The sequence below is a fragment of the Paradesertivirga mongoliensis genome (genome assembly GCF_024436395.1).
In the GTDB taxonomy this organism is placed as follows: Bacteria; Bacteroidota; Bacteroidia; order Sphingobacteriales; family Sphingobacteriaceae; genus Paradesertivirga; species Paradesertivirga mongoliensis.
Window position 1 is genome coordinate 21,153 of sequence record NZ_JAFMZO010000006.1, and the last position, 25,707, is coordinate 46,859.

Sequence of the window (25,707 nt, forward strand, 5' to 3'; positions counted from 1 at the left end):
GACCCGGGATAGGAAACTGCTTACTATTGCCCAGGAATGTCACTAAGAAATGCCTTCTCGTAAACAAGCACCCGAGGCACGTGGCTATGCCTCGAGTAGATGAGAATTGATGAAAAGTAATCGATTTACAAATAAACCATTGCTATAAACATAAAATGAATTTGCAGATCAAGTCTTTTGACGAGTATAAGCGTGTTTACGAGTACAGCGTAAATGAACCGGAAAAATTCTGGGCCGAAATTGCCTCGTCTTTTACCTGGAAAAAAAGATGGAACTCGGTATTAGAATGGAATTTTAAAGAACCCAATATTAAGTGGTTTCAAGGTGCAACCTTAAATATAACAGAAAATTGCCTTGACCGCCACCTTGAAAATAATGCAGATACTCCTGCGATCATCTGGGAACCCAATGATCCCGAAGAGCATCACAGGGTGTTAAGTTACCGCCAGTTGCACGATAAGGTATGCCAGTTTGCCAATGTTCTCAAAAATAATGGCGCTAAAAAAGGCGACCGGATATGTATCTATTTACCTATGGTGCCCGAATTAGCCATTGCTGTATTGGCTTGTGCAAGAATTGGCGCCGTGCACTCGGTTGTTTTTGGTGGTTTTTCTGCACAGTCAATCGCAGACCGTATAAATGATGCAGCATGTTCTTTGGTTATCACTGCCGATGGTGGTTTCAGAGGCAACAAAAATATTCCGCTTAAAGATATTATTGACGACGCCCTGGTGCAGTGCCAGAGTGTAGATAAGGTTATTGTGCTAACACGCAGCCGGACGCCAATCTCTATGATTAAGGGTCGCGATGTATGGTGGGAAGATGAAATTAAAAAAGTAGAGACACAAGGAAATCCCGACTGCCCTGCCGAAGAGATGGACGCAGAGGATATGCTGTTCGTTCTTTATACATCCGGTTCTACCGGAAAGCCTAAAGGTGTGGTACATACCTGCGGCGGATATATGGTTTATGCCGGATATACATTCGCCAATGTGTTTCAGTACCAACCGGGCGAAGTATACATCTGCACGGCTGATATCGGCTGGATCACCGGTCATTCGTACATCGTTTACGGCCCGCTTTCACAAGGAGCAACCAATGTTATGTTTGAAGGAATTCCTACCTACCCGGATGCAGGTCGTTTCTGGGACATTGTAGAAAAACACAAAGTGAATATACTTTATACAGCGCCTACAGCCATTCGCTCGTTAATGAGCTTTGGCGACGAGCCGTTGAAAGGAAAAGATCTAAGCTCAATAAAGAAATTAGGTTCTGTTGGAGAGCCAATTAACGAAGAAGCCTGGCATTGGTACGATGAGAAAATTGGAGCTAAAAACGCGCCGATAGTTGATACCTGGTGGCAAACTGAAAATGGCGGGATTATGATTTCGCCTATTGCAGGAGTAACTCCTACAAAACCCGGCTATGCAACACTTCCCCTTCCGGGGATACAGCCCGTTCTGGTGGATGAAAACGGAAAAGAGATTGAAGGGAATGGGGTAAGCGGGAATCTTTGTATCAAATTCCCATGGCCCGGTATTATCAGAACCACTTACGGAGATCACGAACGTTGCCGGCAAACTTATTTCTCGACTTACGAGAACATGTATTTTACCGGCGATGGTTGCTTGCGCGATGAAGACGGTTATTACCGGATAACAGGCAGGGTAGATGATGTTCTGAATGTTTCGGGACACAGAATTGGAACTGCTGAAGTGGAAAATGCAATTAATATGCATTCTGATGTGGTAGAGAGCGCGGTGGTTGGTTATCCTCATGAAATTAAAGGACAGGGTGTGTATGCCTACGTTATTCTTGGTACTTCAAGTCATGATAAGGAACTCACCCGTAAAAATATACTCCAAACAGTTACCCGGATTATCGGCGCCATAGCCAAGCCCGACAAAATTCAATTTGTTACAGGTTTGCCCAAAACGCGTTCCGGTAAGATTATGAGAAGGATTTTACGGAAAATTGCTGAAGGGGATATTGCGAATCTGGGGGATACTAGTACATTATTAAATCCGGCGGTTGTTGACGAAATAAAAGATGGCATTTGAGCACTCCCCTATGAGCTAATTAAGGTTCCGTCAAAGCCTGGGAGTGTTTAGAACACCTAGCGTTACGAGTTTGACTGAGGTTTTAAGGTTGGAAGTACAAATTTAAGAGAAAAATTTGGAATTGATTATTTTTGCGTTTATCATTGTATTTATAAACGAAAAATAACGCATATTAGGAGATTGTTTGCGTGAGCATGATAGCCAAATATTAATAATCATACCCATAGTATTTGTAAAAGATTTGAAGATAAGCTGTTTTGGCTTGTGATGTAAAATACAGGTATCTGGATGATGCATTTTGCAGGTGATTTGAAATCGACTGTATTTACGGTTTTAAAATTTCGGAAATAATAATGAATTGGAATCAAATTGATATCTGGATTGTAGTTGGTTACCTTTTACTAATGTTAGTGATCGCATTCTGGCACCGCAAGTTTGCGAGCTCGAGTATGGATAATTTTTTTCTGGGAGGTCGTCAAATTCCTGGTTGGATGAATGGTATATCTTATACATCGGCTCTTGTGAGCCCCGATGCAGCAACAGGTTATGGAGGTTTAGCGGTAGCAACCGGGGGGTTTATATGTTGGTGGTATTTAAGCCGATTCGGTTTTGCACTTTTTTTAGGAGGTGTACTTTTTGCGTTTTTTTGGAGACGTCTGAATTTGTTTACTACACTAGAGTTTTATGACCTTCGTTTCGCCCCCCGTGCAGCGGCGGCTATGCGTCTTTGGATCGCAATTCGGACTTCTTTGATTGCGATGCCTGCATGGACTGGGATTACTTTGCTTGCTGCCTATAAGATCATGGGTCCTGCATTCAATTTATCCAAAATCGAGACTTTAGCTCTTGTTGTTCCTATATCGCTGCTCTTTGTTTTCTCATCTGGTTACAAAGGTGTGGTCGTCTCTAATCTTATTCAAATGGTTATTTTCCTGATAGGAACAACAACGTTACTAATTTTAACAGTTTCTCATTTTGGTGGACCTGCTGAAATGGTGGAAACCATTACTAATCAATTTGGAGCGGATAGCGCGGAGATTTTGGGTATAACTCCTCCAGTCGATCACTCAGTTTTTCCTTTAGCTGCCGCTATGGGATGGTTGGTAGGTCAAAGTATAGGATATGGAGGTGACGCGGCACCAATGGGAGGTGCTATGGAAGGTCAACGTATTCTATCCACCCGTAGTCCATCTGAGGCATTAACGATGTATGTTGTTACCGCATTAAGTATGTTTATATTGCTATTGCTCGTTACTCTACCTTGTATCAGCGCGGCGGTACTTTGGCCTGAGTTGCGACAAACAGGCGCCGACCGGGAGCTGGTTTACGGAAGACTCATGAAAATGTTATTACCTGTTGGTGGGATGGGATTGATGGTTGCAGCGATGCTTGCCGCTACAATGTCGACCGTGGGAGATAATTTGAATTTCGGAAGCCAAGTGCTGGTGAGCGACATATATCGACGCTGGGTCGTCCGCTCGGCTAAGGAAGGGCATTACATGCACGCCGGGAAAGTTGGAATGGTGATAATTTTAGCCCTATCGGTAGCAGTAGTGTTCAATGTTCTTGTTATCACTGATGTTGCCATCTTTATGCTATCTCTCAGTGCTGCAGAGCTACCCGCTAACTGGGCACAGTGGTGGTGGTGGCGTTTTAATGGACCAGCTCGAATTGCAGCGTCTTTTGGTGGGGCAGCTATCTTTTGTATTGTTGTTCTTGGGCCAAGATTTTTAGGTTATTTAGGCATATCATGGGCAGATGTGCTTTTGATACCCTGGTATTGGCAAACATTATTAGTAATGGGACTGAATACCATATTATGGGTTACTGTGGCACTCGCTACGAAGCCGGATCCTGAACACCTATTAAGGAGTTTTTATATAAAAGCTCGCCCTCTTGGGTGGTGGACGCCTTTCAAAGGTCTTGGCCAGTCGTCCGACGTATACCCAATCAAACCATTGATACGAGGAGTAGTAATTGCTTTTGCGGGAGCTGCGTCTGTTTCGCTTTTCATTCTTGGTCTTACAGAGTTGTGGTTTGCACGTTACCTAGCAGGTGCCTCTAAAGTGTTTTTGGGAGTGATAGTTTTTAACATATTCTGGATACAGGCAAAGAAATATTTAATATTTCTTAACAAGAGGTCGGCTGGCAATATCCAGACGGAATTGGTCCGAAAAGGGGCGAGAACGCAAGTGTTAAAGAAGAGCGAACAATGAGGTCAGATCCAAGGGAAGTAGTTATCTGACTTTGCAGATGTAAGTTGAAGCAAATCAAGAAGTGCGTTTAACTAAACGCTTGCTTAGGGCAAAAGGTCGGACGTGAAATCAAGCGTGTTTCTACCTTGCTAAGGCTGGCTATCAGAGTCCTGAATGTTTTATCAACGTGAAATTAGAAATGAAAGTATGATTTTAATAGCAGACAGTGGCTCCACTAAAACTACATGGAGTTTGCTAAAGAATGGTTCGGAGGTATTGCGTTTTGATACCGAGGGGTACAACCCTTACTTCGTTAGCGGGCAACAAATCTCTAATTCTTTACTACGAGCACTCGACGTAGCCGTAAATATAAGTCAGGTTTCAGCTGTTTATTTTTACGGCGCAGGTTGTGATGGAGAACGTAGCAATATAGTTAAGGGTGCTTTGGAAAACGTGTTCTGGAAAGCGGAGGTTTGTATCTACTCAGACCTCTTAGCGGCAGGTAGGGGTTTGCTCAATGCAGACAAAGGCTTTGTTGCAATACTTGGCACAGGTTCCAATACAGGTTTATATGATGGAAAAGATATTGCGCTAAATATTGATTCCCTGGGATTTATTCTTGGAGATGAAGGAAGTGGTGCCTTTATCGGAAAAATGGTCTTAAGAGATTATTTAAGGGGGCAAATGCCGACAGAGGTTAGGCTGCGGTTGGAAGGGCAATTTGGCATAGAAAAAGGAGAAGTTTTATATAACGTGTATTCTTTACCGCTTGCCAATCGGTACTGCGCGCGATTTTGCACTGTGTTGGAGGAAGATTGTTTGTATTCCAAGGTTTTATTGCGATATGCGTTTCATATGTTTTTCAAAAGTCTGGTTGCTTTGTATCCAGACTACTCCCAATATAAGTTTAATTGCATAGGTTCAGTTGGCTATGCTTTTCAATCGCTTTTGAAAGAAGTGGCGGCCGACTACGGAATGGGCATTGGTGCAATTGAACGTTCACCGATGGATGGTTTAATTGAATACTATTCACAAAAGGAGCCAGCATAGCATGAAACCTTTATCAATTGAAATAGACAAGGAAGCAACCTCGAACAATAGGTCTATACTCATAATTGGTATGCTTTTTTTTATCTTTGGATTTGTAACCTGGCTCAATGCCGTCCTGATCCCCTACCTAAAGATAGCTTGCGAGCTCAATAACTTCGAATCTTACCTTGTAGCATTTGCATTTTACATTTCCTATCTGGTGATGGCCATTCCCTCAGCGGTGGTATTGAAGCTAACAGGATTTAAAAAAGGGATGTCTGCTGGTTTAATTGTGATGGCCGTGGGCGCTGCAATATTTGTTCCGGCAGCCATGACCCGGATTTATAGTCTCTTCCTGTTAGGGCTGTTTATCCAAGGGACTGGTCTGGCCATTCTTCAAACCGCCTCGAACCCTTACATTACAATCCTAGGGCGACCAGAGAGTGCTGCTAAAAGAATAAGTATTATGGGTATCTGCAATAAGGTAGCAGGTGCAATTGCTCCCATTGTTCTGGGGGCTATAGCACTCAAGGATACAGATGTTTTAACTCAACGGCTTTCAAAAATGGATATAGGACAGCAAGGGGCAGCGCTTGATGCTCTAGCTGCCAGGGTAATAGTGCCGTATACTGTAATGGTTCTGGTGTTAATTTTTCTCGCGGTCATAGTCCATTTTTCCGGTCTTCCCGAGATTGATACCGATAAAGAGGACGAAATTACGGCCGTCGCAAATTTAGATAAGACAAGTGTTTTGCAATTCCCGCATTTATTGCTAGGTGTCTTGGCTGTGTTTTTATACGTGGGTGTCGAGGTAATGGCCGGAGATACGATAATAAGTTATGCTGCCTGGCAAGGAATAGCGCTGTCAAAAGCTAAGTTCTTTACGTCTTGCACATTAGTAGGTATGATTGCTGGTTATCTGGTTGGGATTATATGCATTCCAAAGTATTTGTCCTCAGAAAAGGCCATGAAGCTTTTCTCCATTTTGGGCGCTTTTTTTACGCTATTTGCGACTCTAAGTACTGGCTATCTCTCTGTATTCTTTATTGCTCTTCTCGGCTTTGCTAATTCGTTAATCTGGCCTGCTATTTGGCCCCTGGCTTTGTCCGGGCTAGGGAGATTTACCAAGGAAGGTTCTTCATTATTAATTATGGGAATAGCTGGAGGTGCTTTGTTACCCTTGCTTTATGGAGCAATAGCCGATCGATTTACCCCGCAACATGGTTACTGGATAATGATACCGGCGTATATTTTCATTTGGTATTATGCTTTTTTGGGGCACAAAAGGAGGTAAGGATAGTAATGCGAAATCAAACAAGAGTATTCATCAAACTAGATACTTATCGTGATTGAATTGAAACCTAACGAATTTACGGCGGGAGTCGCTGTTGAAGATATTACACCACCACTTGAGGTTGGTTTATTAATATCCTCTGTCGAGGGGAGATGGACTCGTTTTCAATCAGTGCGTTTGCCGTTGAAAGCAAGGATACTTGTAATCGGCCCTCCTCATGACCGGTTGGCCATTGTTTCACTGGATCTGCTTGGTCTTAGCGCTACTGTTGTTGGATGTTGGGCTGATTTTAAAGCCCGGTTATCAAGCCTACTTCCGGCAGATAGAATTTTAATTACCTGTACCCATACCCATAATGCTCCGGAAACACTCGGACTTTCAGATTTGTATGAAAGCGAGGCTTTTTCTACCTGGATTGCTACTGTTCAGAAAAGAATAAGGAGGGGGATAGACGTTGCGTTTATGTCTGCGCAATCTTGTTCTGTGAGAATTGCCGATTTCGAGGTCGGTGACTATAGTTTGCAAAGAAGGATATCAACAGCCGATGGAATGGTAATTTCAGACTCCCTTCAACCCATTTCAAAAGATCTGATGGAACTTGGGCCAGTAGATCGGAGAATTCATGTTGTTCAGTTCAAGTCGTTGCAGGGAAACGTGATATCTACAATGGTCCATGCCGTTTGCCATCCAGTTCATGAGATGTGCTTACCCCAGGTTTCGTCTGATTACCCAGGAGAACTTTGTGCGTCTCTTGATGCATCTCGTGCTTGCGGTATATCGCTGTTTTTAAATGGAGCAGCAGGGGACATCAACCCCACGACCGTGTCTTGTGGGCATGAGACTGCAGCAGCACATGGGAAGGCGATTGCGGCAGTTGTTAAAGGATCAGTTGCTCATGCAGAAAGGATTGAGCCTTTACCATTCGCATTTAGGACCGAAGAAATTATGCTCGAGCCCAGAAAGTTTGAAGGAGCCCCGGATGTAAAAAACTGTATTGCTAGAGTAGCGGTTTTACGTCTCGGGTCGTTTTCATTCGTCTTTTTACCCGGTGAACCATTTGTGGCAATTGCACTAGAAATTGAAAAGGCTTCGCCCTTTGGGAAAACGATTGTAGTTGGTTATTCTGAGAATAGTGTCGGATACATACCTACAATTGCAGCGTTTGATGAAGGTGGTTATGAAACTGGTCCCGGAAAATGGTCTTTTGTTCAGCCCAATGCTGAGATCTTAATACGGCGAACGATCTCAACAATGTTGTCCGATTTATACTCACTTAAACTTGAAGGGGACGGGTCTTAAACGGTTCTGATAACAACGATTCAACCCAGATGATTCTTCAAGTTGACAAAGGATGTCGGCTATCATCGCCTGATGGTACGGTCGAAATTGCGATACGACCGCTGGTCCTCTAACAAGGGGAGATTTTTCTAAGAAGGCTATTTTGACAGGCAGAGCGAGATTTCTGTCGCATATAAATTTACATTTTTTGTTACACACGATTTAAATAATTAATATGATAATGAGATTTTTATTACCAGTTAAATTCACATTCTTTTTTCTGCTGATCGCAGCCACTGCTTTTTCTCAAAAAAAGGAAGTAATGTTTGTCGGTGATCCGAAAAACGACCTATTCGCTTTATTGAACCTAGAAGGTTATCAAATAAAGCGATATTCGGATATATCGGCTGCCATTTATGCAGCCCCTCGAAAATCGGGAATTTTCATTGTTTCTGATACTTATCCACTTGTCTCTGAAAGGCATCAAATTTCAAGGGAGCTACAAAGTAGGGCCGCAAAAAAGAAGTTAAGGATATATATCGAGTATCCAGCGTCTTTTTTTGGAGTTAAAATTGATGCAAAACCTGTCGAGACGAGATTAGAAAGGGCAGTTGTAACAGGGGGTGTTTTCGGCTCTAGATTAAAGCCGATGAGCCTGGTAGCCATACACAATTGCCATGTCTTGCCAGCTCATGTAAATAATCCTTTAATAGTATTGGCGAAAGTGGTCGGGTTTGATAAAGCGGAGTATGGCTTAGACAGCACAAAATCTTACCCGCTCTTGTTTATAAACGGAAACACAATGGTTGCAACTACCAAGTTGAGCAATTTCGTCGCTGCGCGGTATGGTCCTAAAGAATCAATAAAGCAGGTCTGGTCCCATATTTTATCTTGGGTAACGGATGATAATAAAGTTCAAATACGTGACTGGCCAACAGACGTGGCCCCAATGTATAAACGGGAGGATTCATTGCCTTCCAACGCAAGACTAAATAGCGTGAGAAAAGGTGTGGAGTGGTTTTATAACGGCCGGTTCTTTGTCCATCCAGCATGGAATGATTTGTGGCTGAAGTACCAGGGAAATGGTGAAAAACCCTTCGGTCCCCCAGTGGATCAAAACCTTCCAAATGGAGATGGTAGTCTAGGTATTTTGGAGGGACATGCCTCTACAATTAACTATGATGGAACCCAACAGTATCGCTACTGGATGCGTGCTGACGTTCAGGGGGAGGCAAGTATGGCCTTGGCTGCTGCCAGCCGTGCTTTTAAAAGTAATGAGTATAAAGAAAAGGCGGTTAACCTCATCGATTTTGTCTTTAAAAATTCAAACCTGAGAGCTGGAGCAAAGAACGATAAGAATAGCCCTGCATTCGGATTGATAGGTTGGGCAACAACTCATCCTGGAGTTTTCTACGGCGACGATAATGCGCGGGCAATACTCGGAATTATTGGAGCATCGGCTTATCTTAATACTAATAAATGGGATAAGGAGTTATCGGAGGCAATAATGGCCAATTTCAGGACTACGGGTAAGTTAGGTTTCAGTGGTGAACGACTCGAAGAAAGCGAGTTGCTGAAATCTGGGTGGCAGCACTTTGGTAAAAGAGATCTATTTCATCCTTCTCCTCATTTTGAATCATGGATGTGGGCATGCTATCTGTGGCTTTACAATAAGACAGGGTATGAACCTCTTCTTGCCAAAACAAAAATAGCTATCAAAATGACTATGGACGCCTATCCGAATAATTGGCTTTGGGGGAGCAGCATGCAAACGCAGCGTGCCCGCATGATCCTGCCTTTAGCTTGGCTCGTAAGAGTTGAAAACACAGAAGAGCATCGCAGATGGTTAGATTTGGTTACTACTGATATGCTGAAGTATCAGGTTGAAAGCGGTGCAATTCGCGAAGAAATTGGAGAAGGTGCCGGTAGGTTTAAGGTTTTAAAATCTAACGCAGATTATGGCTCCGATGAGAGTTCTCTTATTTTTAAGAATGGGGACCCCGTAGCCGAAATGCTTTATACTTGTAATTTTGCGTTATTTAGTTTGAACGAAGCTGCTCATGCGACTGGAAATGAGCGGTATAAAGCGGCTGTTAATAAGTTGTCCGATTTTTTAACACGCATACAGGTGAAAAGTAAGGAACATAAGGACCTGGATGGTGCATGGTTTAGGGCTTTCGATTATGACCGTTGGGATTATTGGGCTTCGAACGCGGACGTTGGCTGGGGTGCCTGGTGCACATTAACTGGCTGGATTCAAAGTTGGATTGTGGCGGGCCAATTGCAAATACAGGAGGACGAGAGTTATTGGAAACTTACTCAGAATTCACAAATAAATTCACAGATGAGAGAAACACTTGAAGTCATGATGCGTGGTCCGGCTAAATGAGGGCTGAATTATCATCAAGGTGTTTGGTATTACACGTCAAACGCTAAAAGGCAGAGTGCATTAACAAGGATACAACATGCATCGAGGGTGATAGTACTAGTGCCTAAGAAATGTTGTATAGCGATTTCAAAGAATAGTAAGGCTTTTATTGCTAAATTAAAAGCCTTACTACTTAAGAAGAGAGTAATGGCTCAGCGTGCATTCCGAATTTCGGCATGCAAAATACTTGCAGGCGGCCCGTGATATTTCCCTTACAGTATCCGGGAGAAATATATTCCGAAAACCTTTAAATCAGTTTGAGCTCATCCCTTTTGTACGGGGCTAAAGCAGGACTGTCAGGGGAAAGCTCTGTAACTAAATAATTCACTTGGCTAGAATCGCAGATCTTGATCCGTTGGCTGGTATTTAGCTTTTCTGAAATACTTAAGACTGCCACTTTATTAGCACATCTTATAAGAGCTTTCTTAACCTGAACAACTTCCCAATCGATATCAGTAAGTCCATCGTGAATGGAGAATGCGTTTGCTCCAAGGAGGCACAAGTCTACTTTTAAACTTGCCAGCTCGTTTATAACGCTGGCACCAATGTGCAGGTTTGCGTTTTTGCTCAGCTTTCCTCCAATCGTTATTACGTCAAGATTGCTGTGTTCAGAAAGAGTTATTGCAACCTGTGGACTTATTGTAAAAAAGGTTATCCGGAGGTTGTCAGGAATCATTTTGGCCAGTTCAATGATAGTAGTACCACCCTCGGTTACTACCACCATATCATTCTTTAGTAGCTTAAGTGTTTTTGACGCTATCTCTTGTTTGAGATCTTGAGCATAAACGTTATTAGTGCTGAAGAAAGGAGGTACAAAAGACTTACTAATTGCTCCACCATGTACTTTTAGAATCTCTCCACTATCGACAAGTTCCTTTAAGTCTCGCCTAACTGTATCGTCCGACACTTTCAGAATATCTGCTAAATCGGTCGATAACACTTTATTATGCAGATTTATTTCTCTCATAATAATCTTAAGACGTTCTTTTCTGAGCATAATCTTTAAGTAAATTTTATTACGCTGGTAAATGTACGTAAATGAATAAAAATACTGAAAAACTTGCATTTGAATAATTTTGCGTATATATTTACAAAATAAAACGCAAGAAAACGCAAATTGATTGCTATTTTGGCAGAAGGCTGTATGCGCGTATCAATTCTATCGAAGGGGCGCGGATAGTCCATATTTGGTGATATATGCTTGACCACGGAACGCAAAATATTTTAGAGGGAACTCAAGATCGTACAGTGTTAGCTGAAATGTAAGGGCAGTCGTTGTCGAATAAGATCGGAAACAGCCGGGTCAATGGATTTAGCAGTTGAAGAAATTATTGTTCAGAGTATCATAATTCTGTGAAGTTCATCGATGATTTCCATATCTCCAAAATAAAGTTAACCCACAGTGTTTAGCGAGAAATGCGCTCACTGACAAAGAAATTACATATATCAATAGTTGGCACTTTAAATAACATAGTAGTAAAATCAAATTTAAAACAATGGATTCAATACTAATAACCGAATATTCTTCCACCCACCGGCACCTTGAAAAATTAACTGTTGAAGAAATCACTGCTAAAATTAACAGTGAGGATAAGATTGTAGCTCCGGCTATAGAAGAAGCACTTCCTCAGATAAATGCGGTGATTAAGTGTATCGTGTCAAAGTTGAACTCCGGTGGTCGGGTATTTTACGTAGGAGCGGGGAGTGGGGGAAGGCTATCAGTACTCGACGTAATCGAGCTTCCAACAACTTATGGGGTTCATAAAGACTTGTTCAATGTGATACTCGCTGGGGGGGCCGAGCGTCTTATAGACGCACTCGAAGAAAAAGAAGATGATACAGCTGAGGCGTGGGCAAAGCTTCAAGAGTGTTCGATAAACAATAAGGATATTGTAATTGGTATATCTGCCAGTGGGACGACCCCTTTTGTGTTAGCTGCTTTAAAACAATGCCGGAAGAATCAAATAACAACTGCCTGTATAGTTAGTAACCCTAATTCACCAATTGCAAATAATTCCGATTTTCCAATCGAAGTGATTACAGGTCCTGAGTTTATAACAGGAAGTACACGGATGAAGTGCGGCACAGCGCAAAAAATGCTTTTTGACATGATAAGTACTACTACAATGATTCAGATGGGGCGTGTGGAGGACAATAAGATGGTGAATGTCAAACTGATTAATGAGAAGATAATTGACCGTGGCGTTCGGATGCTTATGGAAAAATCGGGAATTCAAGACTATAATGAAGCACGAGACCTTCTTTTAGCCGCAGGAAGTGTTAAGGGTGCTTTGGATAACTTGTTTACAATTAGATAGCAGCAACTCTTTTAGTCTAATTAGCTCGCAGCAGCTCCATTGTCTTTTTGGTAAGTAACGAGGCATTATCGTATGTTGGTTTGTGTTTGGTGAACTGATATAAAGTAGCCCCGCCGACTTAACAGAAGCTGATGAAATAACTGTTGAGATATTCTATAGTTCAATATATACTTGATTAGGATTCAACCGCAGTTGATGACATCTATGTTATTTAGTATGATGTAAGAGCGGTTGTTTTTAACTTTTTTATTCATAGCATTAGCACCTTAGTCCTTTATACTAAGTCATAAATTAAGAATCACAAAATGGCCATTTTAAATCTTTTAGAAGAAACCAGATTTGAAAAACTACCAGTTGCAATTTTTGCAAATTCGGAAGCCGCCTCCAGAGAGGTTGCCCGTCGCATAGCGGAGGTTATAACCGAAAATGATAATATTGATCGAAATACAGTAATTGGTTTAGCGACAGGCGCAACTCCTGTTCTTTTATACCAGGAGCTTGTTCGATTATATCGGGAGGAAGGGGTGAGCTTTAAGAATGTTATCACCTTTAATCTAGATGAGTATTACCCAATGCAACCTAACTCAAAACAGAGTTATGTTACGTTTATGAAAGAACATCTGTTTAACCATATCGATATTGACTGGAATAATGTTCACATTCCGGATGGTACATTGGAAGAGGAGCAGGTTGCTGAGTATTGTCTTGAGTATGAACGTAAAATAAGCCTTCATGGGGGAATTGATATTCAGATTTTAGGTATAGGCCGCACGGGGCATATTGGATTTAATGAACCAGGTTCAGCCCCAAATTCAGGAACCAGGTTAGTGACTCTAGCCGACTTAACCAGAAGTGATGCATCTGAAGACTTCGGGGGTAAAGAAAATGTACCAACTAAGGCCATTACAATGGGTATTGGGACAGTATTCAAGGCTAAAGAGATTATCCTGATGGCTTGGAGTCATAAAAAGGCTTCAATTATAAAAAAAGCTGTTGAGTGCGAAATATCAACCCATGTACCTGCTACCTTTCTTCAGTTATCTGATAAAGTACAATTTGTGCTTGACAAGGGAGCGGCTTCTGAATTAACCCGGTTTGACACTCCATGGCTGGTAAAGGATTGTGTATGGGATGATGAACTGATAAAGAAAGCGGTGATATGGCTGTCTTACAAGGTTGCGAAACCTATACTAAAGCTCACAGAAGATGACTACAATAATAACGGTATGGCACAACTGGCTACGAACTATGGGCCGGTATATGATATAAATATCAAAGTATTTAATAGGATACAACATACAATCACTGGTTGGCCGGGAGGAAAGCCAAATGTTGATGATAGCCAAAGGCCGGAACGTGCAAAGCCGGCTATTAAGCGGTCTCTGATATTTTCACCACACCCTGATGACGATGTAATATCGATGGGCGGTACCTTTATACGTCTGTCTGACCATGGTCATGATGTACACGTCGCTTATCAAACATCAGGTAACACCGCCGTATGGGATCATGATGCACTGCGGTTTACAGAATTTGCAATTGATTTTTCTAAATCCCGCAGCCTGGATACAAGAAGGCTTGAACAGGAATATCGCGATATGCTGAAGTTCCTGAAATCAAAGAAACCCAATCAGGCCGATACTGAAGTGATTAAGACAGTGAAGGGCCTTATTCGTAAAGGCGAAGCGATTGCAGGTGCACGTTTTGTTGGCTTAGATGATAGCCATATTCATTTCATGGATCTGGAGTTTTATGAATTATCGAAGACCGAGACGAAAAGTAACTACGACAATGATATCCGAAAAACTAAGGAACTGCTACAAGAAATAAAACCGAATCAAATATTTACAGCAGGAGATTTTGCTGATCCTCATGGGACGCACAAGGTCTGTTTCGATATTCTGCTCGAGGCTTTAAAGCAGCTAAAGCTGGAAAAAACGGATTGGATACAGGACTGTTGGGTGTGGCTCTACCGCGGAGCATGGCACGAATTCAAAATCCATGAGATACAAATGGCAGTACCTTTATCACCCTTGGAAGTAGAGAGGAAACGAAACGCAATATTCAAACATCAATCACAAAAAGATTATCCAGTTTTCCCAGGAGACGATTCCCGAGAGTTTTGGGTTAGAGCTGAGGATAGGACCCGAGAGACCGCTAAAGCTTATAATAGACTGGGATTAGCAGAATACGAAGCTATAGAAGCGTTCGTAAGGTACATTTTTTGACACCAGACGGAGCTAGGATGTGCAAGGAATAAAGGCTTGATACTGGTGTCTACGTCAATATATGTATTAGTTACATTAAATAAATTACCATGAAAGTAAACATAACTAAATTTCTTCACGAGAAAGCTTTCTGCTTGATTTTATGTGTAAAGGTTGTACTTGTAACTGTGTCGTGCAAACAATCAGATTCTCCTCCCAGGGAAAGTAAGCCCAATCCGGATGTTCGTTATCCGGTCAACCAAGCAGATCCCAGCATTTTTTATTTTGATGGTCAATATTATCTATATGGAACGAACGATAACAACCCGGATAATGGGTTTCTCGTTTATGTGTCAAATGATATGAGCACATGGGTGCTAAAAAAGCAAGCCATGTATAAAGGTGACTCTTTTGGCGATTGGGGATTTTGGGCACCTCATGTATTCAAGCATGGCGAAAGATTTTATATGGCCTACACAGCTAATGAGAGAATTGCTATAGCAGAAAGCGACAGTCCTTTAGGCCCGTTTAAACAGACAGTGAAAAAAGCTCTGGAATCACCAGTTAAACTGATCGATCCTTACGTGTTTTTTGACGATGACGGTAAGAAGTATCTTTTTCATGTACGCCTTGGTAATGGCAACCGCGTTTTTGTGTCGGAGATGAGTGAGGATTTGTCGGAGACGAAGGAAGAAACGACAGTGGAGTGTATCCGTGCATCTCTCCCATGGGAAAGGGTTCAGGGGGCAGTGGCCGAGGGACCGACCGTCGTCAAGAATAACGGCTTATACTACCTAGTGTATTCTGCTAATCATTATCAAAGTAAAGATTATGCAGTAGGATATGCGGTGAGTAACAATGTATATGGTCCTTGGACCAAGTTTGAGGGCAATCCTATAATCAGCCGAAACAGTACTCTTAAACCAGGAAGTGGCCACGGAGACCTTTTTAAGGATAAAAACAACGAGTTGTGGTATGTCTTTCACACACATAATAGCCTTAACAGTATTAGCCCGCGTCTTACAGCCATAGTAAAAGCGTCCTTCGTGGAGGATAACAGCGGAACTGATAAATTTCAAATTGATAATAGCAGTTTTAGCTACCAGAATTTCAGTTACTAAGGTGAGCTGGAATGGGAAAAGTAAATGGAGATAAAGGTAATACTAAGTCTAGTGCTTTAGTCCATTATCAGGGATACATAGGAAGTTTAAGAAAGACGTATCGTTTTCCTGATTATCATTTTCCAACCACAATCATCAAACCCGGTCGAACGATGGCGTTTATTATTACTCTTCATGCTTGGCAAAATTACAACTGTCCTCTAATTGTATATTGCATGTAAGCGGCTTTAGTTCGTCTCGTATGGCTCCAAACTGAAACTTCTAACATTGTGCTTCGGTCTTATCATATTCAGTTAAGCTGTGTTGCACTCTAGTGTTTGATAGCCTTTCGCAATTGATGGTGGTTATACGAGCCTGGAAGATTAAGAGCAAGCTCGAAGCGGACGTTTTCCAAAACAGGATGCGGGTGCAGTGGTATTTTCGTTGTCTATTTTGACGCATCTTCGTGGGCCAGTAGATTAGGTGCCTCCTTTAACAAATACTGTCGCAGTTTCCTTGGAGAACTTCCATGTTCTTTTTTAAAAGAGCGTATAAAAGCTGCCGGCTCGGAATATCCAAGAAGATACGACATGTTCGTAATTGAAAATTGATGATGTCGGATAAGAAAACCAGTGATTTCGTGTTTTAGTGATTTCATTATCGACTTGAAGTTGTTCCCCTCGGAAGAGAGCCTCCGTTGCAGGGTTCGAGGCGTCAAATTTAACACATCACACACCATATGAATATCAGGTAAAACTGGACTCGCCATTTTCAAACTGATAACCCTGATCTTTCTGCTGAACGACTCATCAGGGCGCATAGCTTCAATGAGGCTTAAATATTGGGGAATGAGCGTATCTAAACCCCATCCTTGATTATTTTGAAGCGTTGCTTTCAAAATTGTGTGTTGAAAGTTAACCGAAAACATTTCACCTTTCTTCCAGTGATTAGGATATTCCCTCTTATAATATGGCGAAGTCACTCCGATGGATGTAGCTTCCCCGCTCAGTAGCTGAATTTCCCTCGATATTACTGTAAGCATGGTTTCGAGAAGCACCCTTGAGACCAGTGAGGTTTTGTCATGGGTGCTTAGAACGATCGATGCAATGTTTCCTGAACGGGAGCTAGTTGTAGTCACTAGCGGTAAGGTGCGATTTAGATAGTCCTGACAATAAAAAAGAGCCTCTTGTACAGTGGTGCTTTTTAATGATACACTGAAAATGGCACCTAGCGTTTTCAAGTTGAGATGATTTCCTACGCGTATTCCAAGCTTGTCATCTTTCAATAAATCGACTATTGTTTCAAGAATATAGACAAAATCATCGCCGTCGACAATTAAGTCAGGTTTGTCCAAATCAGGCAGCGGATGTCCTAAAGCTTTACCTAGCTTTTTAGAAGAGATTCCACGCAGTTCGGCGTAATCAGTAAATGCTTTTAGGTGTAATGCAAGAACATTCACTTTGTCGTCCAATATCAATTTTGTGCTTTTCTTGGAAGCTAATTTCGTGTAGTAAATAAAAGCAAAAAAAATGAAAGCTTATCACCTCGATTTGTTCAATGATGTTGACGGCATTGTACTTCATGATCATGAAATGCCAGTAGTTAAGGGTAACGAATTGTTGATTCGTATTAAGGCGGTATCGTTAAATCGCCGCGATACCTACATTTTAGATCAGACGTACCCCTTGCCTGCTAAACAGGGAATTATCCCTGTAAGTGATGGAGCGGGTGAGATTGTTGCAATTGGGCAAGATGTTAGTCGCTTTGAAGTTGGCGACAAAGTAATTGGTTGTTATTTTCCGAGGTGGCGCGACGGAAAAATGGGGTACGATGTGGTGGATCAATTAGGTTGTACTATGAATGGTATGCTTACCGAATACGCTGTTCTGCATGAAGATTCTGTAGTGAAATTTCCTGCATTCCTATCATGGGAGGAAGCGGCTACGTTGCCTTGTGCAGGCCTAGTTGCCTGGAGTGCCTTGATGGGCCCTAGTGCTATTACACCCGGTTGTACGATACTGACAATCGGAAGCGGTGGCGTTTCCCTGTTTGCCATTCAGTTTGCTAAAATGGTAGGTGCGACAATAATTTCACTTACTTCGAGCGATAGCAAAATGGAAAGGCTAATTTCTTTGGGGGCTACCCATGTTATTAATTATCGCACCGACACCGAGTGGGATGAAACAGTTCTTAAGATAACTAATAATAAGGGGGTTGACAGGGTAATCGAAACGGGCGGCACAGATACATTGGAAAAATCTATCAAAGCAACTGCCCTTGGAGGTGAAGTAGTTGCTGTTAGCCCCGTAGGTACACTAAACGACAACCAGACTAATGAATTAAAGTATTTCCTCCATTCTTTATTTGTACGGTTAGTGACTTTAAAGCCATTATTTGTCGGTAGTCGCCTAAGCCTTGAGAGCATGTGCCGTGCAATTGAAAGTAATCGCGTTCGCCCTGTAATAGATAAGGTTTTTTCATTCGAGGAGGCGAAAGAAGCGTATCGTTATTTCGCAACAGGTAACCAAATGGGCAAAGTAATAATTAAGGGGTCAATTGATCAGTAGAATAAAAAACAAAATTATGGTACTTAAAAGAACGTCAATTGCAGAGTGGGGAGGAGCCTCAACTGCAGGTAAAGGAATTCTTTCAACCGGAAGTAAACTCATAGAGAACGGGCAGTATTCATTTCCCTCGAGATTTGAACAGGCAACGGGTACGAATCCGGAGGAACTGATAGCTGCAGCATTTGCGGGATGTTATTCTATGGCGCTTTCGTTCATCTTAGATATGGATGCTATTAAATCTGAGATTATTCGAACTGAAGCCACCTTGAGTATGGAAGTTGGACCTGGAAACGTGGAAATCACCGGAGTTCACCTTCAAGTAACCGGGGCTGTTCCAGGAATTGATCAAGCTCTGTTTTATACTTATGCAGAGAAAGCTAGAACGAGTTGCGCAGTTTCTAGAATCTTAAGAATACCGATATCACTAGAGGCTGTTTTACGTTAAATGATATATGAACTCCTAGGATATTTAAGAATGGTCAACCTCTTTGGTACTATCAAGGGAGGAAACGCACTGATTTTATACGATTTCGGAGATTTACTTCTTACCAGAAACCAGATAGAGTCATCAGGTAATTTGAATCGTACGGAAATCATTGGATCTCAGTATTGCCTATTGATAGTAACGGAAAATAATTTCCTCTTAAAAATGAGTGTCTATTCTGGTATAAGGGGAGGTATCTAAAAAAGTACGACCTTCTGTCATCCAACTCCATGGAAGGAAATTTAAATCCTTTACCATGATTTTCCATTACTTGGGATCTCTATTCTAATCAAAGTAATTTTGTTGCTTATCTTTCTCTTTTTTCGCTGCAGCCGCTGCAATCACTAGAGCAATGCCACAGAAAGCAAGGCATACGAAAGCTCCAGTTATGTTTTCCCCCTCTTTGAAGAGGGGGAAGCGAATCGCATAATAAATATGTAACATGATAAGCCATAAGAATAGAGTTATGCCTAATAAGATACCAACCAACTTTGTTTTGAAGTTTATTAAAAGAGCAATACTGAATCCGCCCAAGGCGATACCTGAAATATATGTCCACATTAACGCCCAGGGTATATATTTAGGGACCATTCCGCTAACTTTTTGTGCTCCTGCAAGATGGCCGTAGCCAAAAATGCCAAGCATGAAGGCAAAAAAGAATTTCCCAGCAGGAGTGAGTTTATTTAGAGCATCAAAAAAATTATTGCGTTTCGCATCTTGAGATGCAGAGGCCACTATTAAAGCGCCACCGGACAACGCCAGAAGCTTTATTGCATCTATCCATGTGGCTCTCACCTCGGGTTGATCAAGTAATCGCACTGGCAGGTGCCCCACAAGTAGAAAAATAAAAAATACCGCTGCCAGCATCAAGCTACTTTGCCTTACATGCCTGCCGAGACAAATGAGGATACCTGAAACAAGAAGGTAAATCGCAATGACGTATACGAAAATTGTAAATCCTGCCACCGATTCTGGTGATACAGGCATAATTACTGGTCTGAAGCCATTGAAAAAGAAATGAAGTATCGCTATTCCGGATACACCTAGGCCGAAAAAGACCCTTCCACAAATTTTTAGTTTTGTCATGTTTTTAATTTATGCGTTGAATTCTTCAAAGTAAGCGATAGTAGCGCCGGAAACGAGAGTCAAAAACCTAACAAAATCCTACACAAAGCAAACAAATTGAAGATCGCACAGGCGAGTGGAGCAATTGATAACAGTAGTCGCTTTAATGTCCTACAACTGGACGAGACGGAACCATTTTTTCGTAGGTTCGATGAGAGCAATCTGGGTGACCCGTCAAACGGACATTTCTTGTATAGGATCCAAGAAAGGAGCGATTACCCATCAGAAAAAACTATTTTAGGAGTTGAACGCGGACATACTTAAATGAACAGAAATTTATCAGGTTGTTAGATGGACGACAGAATAATAATTCAGGAAAGTATAGGCAAGATTTTCAAGCAACATGGTTGGCCTAGCGTAAGCGGTATGACACAACGCAATTTCGAGCATCTTAGTAGTGAACTTTATAAGAAATCAGGCATATTAATTAGTGGTGTGACAATCAAGCGGCTTGCAAATGGGAACTTCAGTCGGATGCCTCAAGTTGCCACACTCAATGCAATTGCCAATTATTTTGATTTTGAGAATTGGGAAGAATATAGGGCTTCATTGGACAAAGACGAATTACGGTTAATTTCAGGAGCCCCATAAAAGTCTTCGAAAAAAAGCGCTAAACTGTTAAGGGGGGCTTTTCTTGGTTTAGTAATAGCCGTATTGGTCTTTGGAATACTCTATTTCTCGTCGCTCAGGCCTAAGATTAAGAACATTCAAAAGGCGTCACTTTCCGCACATAAAACTACAGCTAACCAGTTGCCCAACACCGTTATATTTAATTACAATATTGATGAGGTTGAAGCAGATAGTTTTTTCATTCAGCAATCGTGGGATAAAAATCGGCGGGTACGTATCTACAAAAACAACTATACACTGACCGATATTTATTATGAACCAGGTTACCACACAGCCAAACTAATAGCAAACGACTCTATCATCAAAACAGTTCCCGTAAATATACCAACCAATGGATGGTTCTTTTATGCCAACGAATATAAAACAAGATATCACACTGAATATATTAAGGTACTTAGCCCTAATAGGAACGGATATTTGAGTATCACGACAGATGATCTGAAAAGAAGTGGCGTGCATACTGATCGAGAGAAAATGTATCTCTATTCTTTGTTTTCTAAAAGATTGAATATTAGTGGTGACAATTTCAAATTAAGAACGCGTGTTCGAATGAAGGAAATTATTAACAACTTTTGTTCTTATATTACATTGGAATTATATTCCCAGAAACATTTTATTCTTGTAAAAAGTACGTCTCAAGGGTGTGCAAGCGAGGCGATGTTATCTTTTGCTGAGAAGAAAATCAGTGGAAGAAATACAGACCTAACTTCAACAACCTATAACGTTAGGGAGTGGACAGAAATTGAGGTAGACGTAAAAAACAAGCATTTTACGCTTTATATTAATGGTAAAAAAAGCTTTAAAGGGGACTATCGAGCTGACATGAAATCCATTACAGGATTATCGTTCATATCAAATGGGTTATGCGAAGTTGAATATATTGAACTGAAAGGCCAGGATGGAAAAGTAGCTTATAAAAGCAACTTCAAGGATAGCGTAGAGCAGCACCGGAATAACGAACCAACAAGCAGATAAAAGCCCCAGTTGCATCTATTGAAGGTAACGCTGACAAAGTTTAAAATAGGTAACCGGGTCGCTGGTGCAGGATTCGAAATGGATCGCAAAAAAATGGGGGCAGATATGGGAAGAAATAGTCACTGAACTGAAAATAAACCGTAATTAACAAAGTATACTACTATATGAAAGGGGCTCTGTATCGCTACTTTTTTTATCTATTATTCTTTATCAATACCACAAAGTTAGGCTGTAATGGAGACACTGGAAAGCAGTACTAAAATTGGGTATTCGGTTTCCGAAGCCTCCGAATGGAACACTGAAGAGAAAGGTTAATATTTTGCGGACTGTGTCATAAATTGTAAAGCTATTTGATGACTCGCCTTTTGTGATTAACAGCCCTTCAAACTGGCGAAAAAATCTATAACCATATGAAGTTTACTATTTATACAATTTTTCTTAGTTCACTATTATTTTTCCATCCTGTAGTTGTATAAAACAAACGTTTAGATATTTCAATAGAAAACCCAGCCACTAAAATTCATAGGCAGGCTTGGTTACACATTTAAATAACTCTTCAAATAATTTGCCGTTTCAGAGTTTTTATAGCCTAATAAACTGTCCACGGTCCCCTGAAAAATAAGCTGACCACCGCATTTGCCAGCGCCCGGTCCGATATCAATGATCCAATCAGCTTGTGAAATTATGTCGAGGTTGTGTTCAATAACAATTACTGTGTTGCCCATTTCTACAAGCCTTTCTAAAATGTCCAGCAGCATTTGTGTGTCAGAAGGGTGGAGCCCAATGCTTGGTTCATCAAGGACAATAATATGATTTCTGACCTCTAGCTCAGCACTTAACTTCAAACGCTGGCGCTCTCCCCCGGAGAATGTATTCAGGCGTTGCCCTAGTTTGAGGTACCCAAGGCCTAATTCTGTGAGCAACCTAAAATTGTCTACAAACTCCAGTTCCCTAAAGAATGTTAATGCCTCCTCAATGGTCAACTCCATTATTTCGGTTATATTCTTTCGTTGAAATTTATATTTCAAGACTTCCGGAGTAAAGCCGCTTCCATTACACACTTCGCATGGCAACTCAACATCATCCATGAAAGCAAGGTCGATCTTTTCGAAACCCAACCCTTTACAGTTGGAACATGCTCCCAGGCTATTGTTGCTGAATAGCTGAGTGCTTACTTTATTTGCCTGCGCAAATACCTTCCGGATCTTATCAAAAATCCCCAGGTATGTAAGTAATGTTCCTCTGGAACTCCCGATAATCGGCGACTGGTCGATGATCCTTACTTCAGGAAATTGACTTGGTAAAACCTTTCTAATCAACGTACTCTTCCCGGAACCAGCTACCCCTGTAACTACCGATAATACATTCAATGGAATGTCCACGGAAAGCTCTTTCAAATTGTACATGGTTGCGTCCTTAATCTTGATCGTCTCCACTGCTTTCCGCGGGGAGATCTTGTGACTTCTTTTTTGTGAAAAATACGCCCCTGTTCTGCTGCCTGAAGTTTTGAGGTCATTGAATGATCCCTGGTAGACAATTTGCCCCCCATCTACTCCCGCACCCGGACCTATATCTACAATGTGATCGGCTATCTTTATAATATCTGGATCATGTTCTACAATGAGCACCGTATTTCCTTTATTCCGAATTTTATTAATAATGCTTGAAATATTGTCAAGATCCTTGGGATGCAGACCAATGCTCGGCTCATCGAAAATGTACAGCAGGTTTTCTAAGCTGTTACCAAGATGTCTCACCATTTTAATTCTTTGAGATTCGCCGCCAGACAAGCTACTGGTCGACCGGTCTAATGTTAAATATTGTAACCCAATGTCTACTACATTATTGAGTTTCATTTTTAATTCTTCCAATAGCGAATTAAAAGGCTTGGAAGAAATTGTTTTTATAAATTTTAATAATTCATCAATCGGAAGCATGGCGCAATCTGCGATATCTTTTCCGTGGATCTTACAAGATAGTACGTTTTCATTAAGTCTCTTACCTAAACAATCTGGGCAGGTAGTGGATACAACAATCTTTTGCAGTTCTTTCTTTCTTATATTATGTTCTTTAGAATCTCTTTTTAAGAAATCATTTTCAATTCTCGGAAGCAGCCCAATGTATCGCATCGTTTTCCCCCATGAGCTATTAGGGTGGGTGGGCATGTGTTCATCTGCATTCAGTAAAAGGTCCCACTCCGTCTTACTAAAGTCCCTTAGCTTTTTATCAGCATCAAAATATCCTGAATTGACATATCGCAGCCATCTATAACCTCCGGGTTGAAATGTAGGGAATAAAATTGCACCCTCGTTCAATGACTTATTTTCGTCTAAAAGTTCCTTGGTGTTAATCTTGCTTACAAATCCTAGGCCTTCACATGCCGGACACATTCCTTGAGGATGATTAAACGAAAATACTCCCGAATAACCAACGAAGGGTTGGCCGATTCTAGAAAACAGTAAACGTAATGATGTATAGATGTCAGTCGCAGTTCCAACGGTAGACCTCGCGTTGCCGCCCAGCCGCTTTTGACTAATAATTACCGGCACATTTAGATGTTCAATCTTATCGACGTCGGGCACACCATAATGGTTTAAACGATTCCGTGTAAAACTATTTTGGGTCTCATTAATTTGTCGTTGAGCTTCGGCTCCTATAGTTTTGAAGACAAGCGATGATTTTCCTGATCCGGATACTCCTGTGAAAACCGTGATCTCGTCTTTGGGTATTTCTAAGGAAATGTTTTTAAGATTGTTTTGTCTAGCTCCAACTATGTTTATGTGTTTATTATTTGGCTTCACTGGTTTTGAATTTTCGTTAGATTAAACCAAGGGTGACATCTGTATGTCAGGAGTATTTTAGTGTCTTGCAATAAATTTTATGGTGTCTATATTTGAACAAGACGTCTGATTTAAGGATTATGATACATTAAGGAAGGTCTATGATGAAAAAACGGTTTTTGATGTGGCCTTTTACATCATCAAATCTCCCAGCTGAAATCTATTTCCTAAATTTTGGATGAGGCGATATATTAGGCTAGGGTAGTTCTTCCATGATGATAAAACTATTGATGTCTATTCTTTTTTCTGAAGCGTTTCGCTTTATTTTTAATCCAGGCGTCGGCCCCACCAACAAATGTTCAAGTTTGATTTAGTAGGAAATATTACGAGCTCCCCAGTCTATTGGAGCCTGTTTTAAGCTCAAGATTCCACCTCCAAGTAGAGAAAGGTATTGACTCGCCATATTGGGCTCAACGTACTACTACTATATACTACTACATACTCCCACAGTTCTAAAAATTCAGTTGTAGATTATTTGGCTTTTTTTTGAAGCAGTTCCATAATCTCTTGATACGCATAATAATAAATACCACCAACTTTTTTACCATAAAGTACACCATTATTTCGATGGGTGGTCAGCGTATTTTTTGTTATGTTCAGCATGGTCATTACCTCGAACGATTTGAGCCATTTTTTTCTTGGTGCTTGAGTGTAATTTTTTAAAAGGTTTTCCATATCCGCTAATAATCGAATTCTGAATTCATTGAGATCCTCAACAGTTACAATTTCAGTAGGCATGTCCTTAAGTTTAGAGTACAAAAGTGGTGAGGGGAAATTATTCTCATGGTACATTTTCAAAAATGTACCATGAGAAATTTCGTTTTTTTGACCTTGCACCATTAATCTTGAAGCTATGATAACTGAAAGAATTTGTATCTACCCAAAAGACGTCATGCTCATCACAGGAAGAAGCGAGCGCTCAGGTTGCAGATTGTTGCAAACCATTAAAAAGAAGTATAATAAAACCAAAAACCAGTTTGTATCTATCTCCGAATTTTCGGAATATACCGGCCTTCAAATTGATGAGATTAAGCAATTTTTAAACTAGAATTAACAACTGATTGTAAGTGTAATTTGGTTCATTTTGCGCTTGTTTCTTCTCGAAAAGTGGTATATTTGTATCGTCACTCAGGTGCAGTACCTACTAGAGTACCCAAGATAAATTGTTCTTGGTAAA

20 protein-coding genes are annotated in these 25,707 nt (G+C 41.1%); 15 read left to right on the forward strand and 5 right to left on the reverse strand.

Annotated elements, in window-relative coordinates; all coding sequences use genetic code 11:
• Positions 1–155: 155 nt before the first annotated feature.
• The 6 genes from acs (at position 156) to J3P43_RS19250 (ending at position 10,245) form a co-directional block, all read left to right on the forward strand.
• Positions 156–2,060, forward strand: coding sequence for an acetate--CoA ligase (gene acs / locus J3P43_RS19225; protein WP_255905555.1), 1,905 nt, complete (start codon positions 156–158; stop codon positions 2,058–2,060).
• 353 nt (positions 2,061–2,413) lie between these two features.
• On the forward strand, positions 2,414–4,276 hold the full coding sequence (locus J3P43_RS19230) for a sodium:solute symporter family transporter (RefSeq protein ID WP_255905557.1): 1,863 nt from the start codon (positions 2,414–2,416) through the stop codon (positions 4,274–4,276).
• Between the two features lie 186 nt (positions 4,277–4,462).
• Positions 4,463–5,305: an N-acetylglucosamine kinase gene (locus tag J3P43_RS19235; protein ID WP_255905559.1), complete on the forward strand. Its 843-nt coding sequence runs from the start codon at positions 4,463–4,465 to the stop codon at positions 5,303–5,305.
• 1 nt (position 5,306) lies between these two features.
• Positions 5,307–6,578, forward strand: coding sequence for a sugar MFS transporter (locus tag J3P43_RS19240; protein ID WP_255905560.1), 1,272 nt, complete (start codon positions 5,307–5,309; stop codon positions 6,576–6,578).
• A gap of 60 nt (positions 6,579–6,638) precedes the next feature.
• Entirely contained in the window at positions 6,639–7,877 is a 1,239-nt protein-coding gene (locus J3P43_RS19245) for a hypothetical protein (RefSeq protein ID WP_255905561.1), read from the forward strand.
• Positions 7,878–8,097: 220 nt separating this feature from the next.
• A complete protein-coding gene (locus tag J3P43_RS19250; protein ID WP_255905562.1) occupies positions 8,098–10,245 on the forward strand; it encodes a hypothetical protein in 2,148 nt (715 codons plus the stop codon).
• 286 nt (positions 10,246–10,531) lie between these two features.
• Here the strand turns inward: J3P43_RS19250 and J3P43_RS19255 are convergent, their stop codons facing one another.
• Complete coding sequence (locus tag J3P43_RS19255; protein WP_255905563.1) at positions 10,532–11,281, reverse strand: DeoR/GlpR family DNA-binding transcription regulator; 750 nt, start codon at positions 11,279–11,281, stop codon at positions 10,532–10,534.
• Between the two features lie 499 nt (positions 11,282–11,780).
• On the opposite strand from J3P43_RS19255, the gene J3P43_RS19260 reads away from it, so the two are divergent.
• From J3P43_RS19260 to J3P43_RS19270, 3 genes are all read left to right on the forward strand, one after another.
• Complete coding sequence (locus J3P43_RS19260; protein WP_255905564.1) at positions 11,781–12,602, forward strand: N-acetylmuramic acid 6-phosphate etherase; 822 nt, start codon at positions 11,781–11,783, stop codon at positions 12,600–12,602.
• Between the two features lie 305 nt (positions 12,603–12,907).
• On the forward strand, positions 12,908–14,830 hold the full coding sequence (nagB, locus tag J3P43_RS19265) for a glucosamine-6-phosphate deaminase (RefSeq protein WP_255905565.1): 1,923 nt from the start codon (positions 12,908–12,910) through the stop codon (positions 14,828–14,830).
• Positions 14,831–14,919: 89 nt separating this feature from the next.
• Complete coding sequence (locus tag J3P43_RS19270) at positions 14,920–15,930, forward strand: glycoside hydrolase family 43 protein (RefSeq protein ID WP_255905566.1); 1,011 nt, start codon at positions 14,920–14,922, stop codon at positions 15,928–15,930.
• A 427-nt stretch (positions 15,931–16,357) separates the two neighbouring features.
• Here the strand turns inward: J3P43_RS19270 and J3P43_RS19275 are convergent, their stop codons facing one another.
• Positions 16,358–17,380 carry an AraC family transcriptional regulator gene (locus J3P43_RS19275; protein ID WP_255905567.1) on the reverse strand — a complete coding sequence of 341 codons (1,023 nt, stop codon included), beginning with the start codon at positions 17,378–17,380 and terminating at the stop codon, positions 16,358–16,360.
• 58 nt (positions 17,381–17,438) lie between these two features.
• Between J3P43_RS19275 and J3P43_RS19280 the strand changes: the two genes are divergently transcribed.
• From J3P43_RS19280 to J3P43_RS19290, 3 genes are read left to right on the forward strand one after another with little or no spacing between them, the layout of a single operon-like run.
• A complete protein-coding gene (locus J3P43_RS19280; protein ID WP_255905568.1) occupies positions 17,439–18,476 on the forward strand; it encodes a zinc-dependent alcohol dehydrogenase family protein in 1,038 nt (345 codons plus the stop codon).
• A gap of 16 nt (positions 18,477–18,492) precedes the next feature.
• A complete protein-coding gene (locus J3P43_RS19285) occupies positions 18,493–18,921 on the forward strand; it encodes an OsmC family peroxiredoxin (RefSeq protein WP_255905569.1) in 429 nt (142 codons plus the stop codon).
• Complete coding sequence (locus tag J3P43_RS19290; RefSeq protein ID WP_255905570.1) at positions 18,922–19,161, forward strand: hypothetical protein; 240 nt, start codon at positions 18,922–18,924, stop codon at positions 19,159–19,161.
• 84 nt (positions 19,162–19,245) lie between these two features.
• On the opposite strand, the gene J3P43_RS19295 is transcribed toward J3P43_RS19290, so the two are convergent.
• Complete coding sequence (locus J3P43_RS19295; protein ID WP_255905571.1) at positions 19,246–20,046, reverse strand: DoxX family protein; 801 nt, start codon at positions 20,044–20,046, stop codon at positions 19,246–19,248.
• Positions 20,047–20,376: 330 nt separating this feature from the next.
• On the opposite strand from J3P43_RS19295, the gene J3P43_RS19300 reads away from it, so the two are divergent.
• A complete protein-coding gene (locus tag J3P43_RS19300; protein WP_255905572.1) occupies positions 20,377–20,676 on the forward strand; it encodes a hypothetical protein in 300 nt (99 codons plus the stop codon).
• Between the two features lie 159 nt (positions 20,677–20,835).
• A complete protein-coding gene (locus J3P43_RS19305) occupies positions 20,836–21,690 on the forward strand; it encodes a hypothetical protein (protein ID WP_255905573.1) in 855 nt (284 codons plus the stop codon).
• Positions 21,691–22,226: 536 nt separating this feature from the next.
• On the opposite strand, the gene J3P43_RS19740 is transcribed toward J3P43_RS19305, so the two are convergent.
• Both J3P43_RS19740 and J3P43_RS19315 read right to left on the reverse strand, forming a co-directional pair.
• Positions 22,227–24,491: an excinuclease ABC subunit UvrA gene (locus J3P43_RS19740; protein ID WP_255905574.1), complete on the reverse strand. Its 2,265-nt coding sequence runs from the start codon at positions 24,489–24,491 to the stop codon at positions 22,227–22,229.
• 510 nt (positions 24,492–25,001) lie between these two features.
• Positions 25,002–25,268: a helix-turn-helix domain-containing protein gene (locus J3P43_RS19315; protein ID WP_255905575.1), complete on the reverse strand. Its 267-nt coding sequence runs from the start codon at positions 25,266–25,268 to the stop codon at positions 25,002–25,004.
• 115 nt (positions 25,269–25,383) lie between these two features.
• On the opposite strand from J3P43_RS19315, the gene J3P43_RS19320 reads away from it, so the two are divergent.
• Complete coding sequence (locus J3P43_RS19320) at positions 25,384–25,578, forward strand: hypothetical protein (protein WP_255905576.1); 195 nt, start codon at positions 25,384–25,386, stop codon at positions 25,576–25,578.
• Positions 25,579–25,707 lie beyond the last annotated feature (129 nt).

What these genes read in the sequence shown, in the direction of transcription:
- nagB (WP_255905565.1), top strand. Translation starts at nt 12,908, where the DNA reads ATGGCCATTTTAAATCTTTTAGAAGAAACCAGATTTGAAAAACTACCA.
- J3P43_RS19300 (WP_255905572.1), top strand. Translation starts at nt 20,377, where the DNA reads ATGGACGACAGAATAATAATTCAGGAAAGTATAGGCAAGATTTTCAAG.
- acs (WP_255905555.1), top strand. Translation starts at nt 156, where the DNA reads ATGAATTTGCAGATCAAGTCTTTTGACGAGTATAAGCGTGTTTACGAG.
- J3P43_RS19255 (WP_255905563.1), bottom strand. Translation starts at nt 11,281, where the DNA reads ATGCTCAGAAAAGAACGTCTTAAGATTATTATGAGAGAAATAAATCTG.
- J3P43_RS19230 (WP_255905557.1), top strand. Translation starts at nt 2,414, where the DNA reads ATGAATTGGAATCAAATTGATATCTGGATTGTAGTTGGTTACCTTTTA.
- J3P43_RS19285 (WP_255905569.1), top strand. Translation starts at nt 18,493, where the DNA reads ATGGTACTTAAAAGAACGTCAATTGCAGAGTGGGGAGGAGCCTCAACT.
- J3P43_RS19290 (WP_255905570.1), top strand. Translation starts at nt 18,922, where the DNA reads ATGATATATGAACTCCTAGGATATTTAAGAATGGTCAACCTCTTTGGT.
- J3P43_RS19240 (WP_255905560.1), top strand. Translation starts at nt 5,307, where the DNA reads ATGAAACCTTTATCAATTGAAATAGACAAGGAAGCAACCTCGAACAAT.
- J3P43_RS19260 (WP_255905564.1), top strand. Translation starts at nt 11,781, where the DNA reads ATGGATTCAATACTAATAACCGAATATTCTTCCACCCACCGGCACCTT.
- J3P43_RS19295 (WP_255905571.1), bottom strand. Translation starts at nt 20,046, where the DNA reads ATGACAAAACTAAAAATTTGTGGAAGGGTCTTTTTCGGCCTAGGTGTA.
- J3P43_RS19320 (WP_255905576.1), top strand. Translation starts at nt 25,384, where the DNA reads ATGATAACTGAAAGAATTTGTATCTACCCAAAAGACGTCATGCTCATC.
- J3P43_RS19235 (WP_255905559.1), top strand. Translation starts at nt 4,463, where the DNA reads ATGATTTTAATAGCAGACAGTGGCTCCACTAAAACTACATGGAGTTTG.
- J3P43_RS19315 (WP_255905575.1), bottom strand. Translation starts at nt 25,268, where the DNA reads ATGCCTACTGAAATTGTAACTGTTGAGGATCTCAATGAATTCAGAATT.
- J3P43_RS19280 (WP_255905568.1), top strand. Translation starts at nt 17,439, where the DNA reads ATGAAAGCTTATCACCTCGATTTGTTCAATGATGTTGACGGCATTGTA.
- J3P43_RS19250 (WP_255905562.1), top strand. Translation starts at nt 8,098, where the DNA reads ATGAGATTTTTATTACCAGTTAAATTCACATTCTTTTTTCTGCTGATC.
- J3P43_RS19270 (WP_255905566.1), top strand. Translation starts at nt 14,920, where the DNA reads ATGAAAGTAAACATAACTAAATTTCTTCACGAGAAAGCTTTCTGCTTG.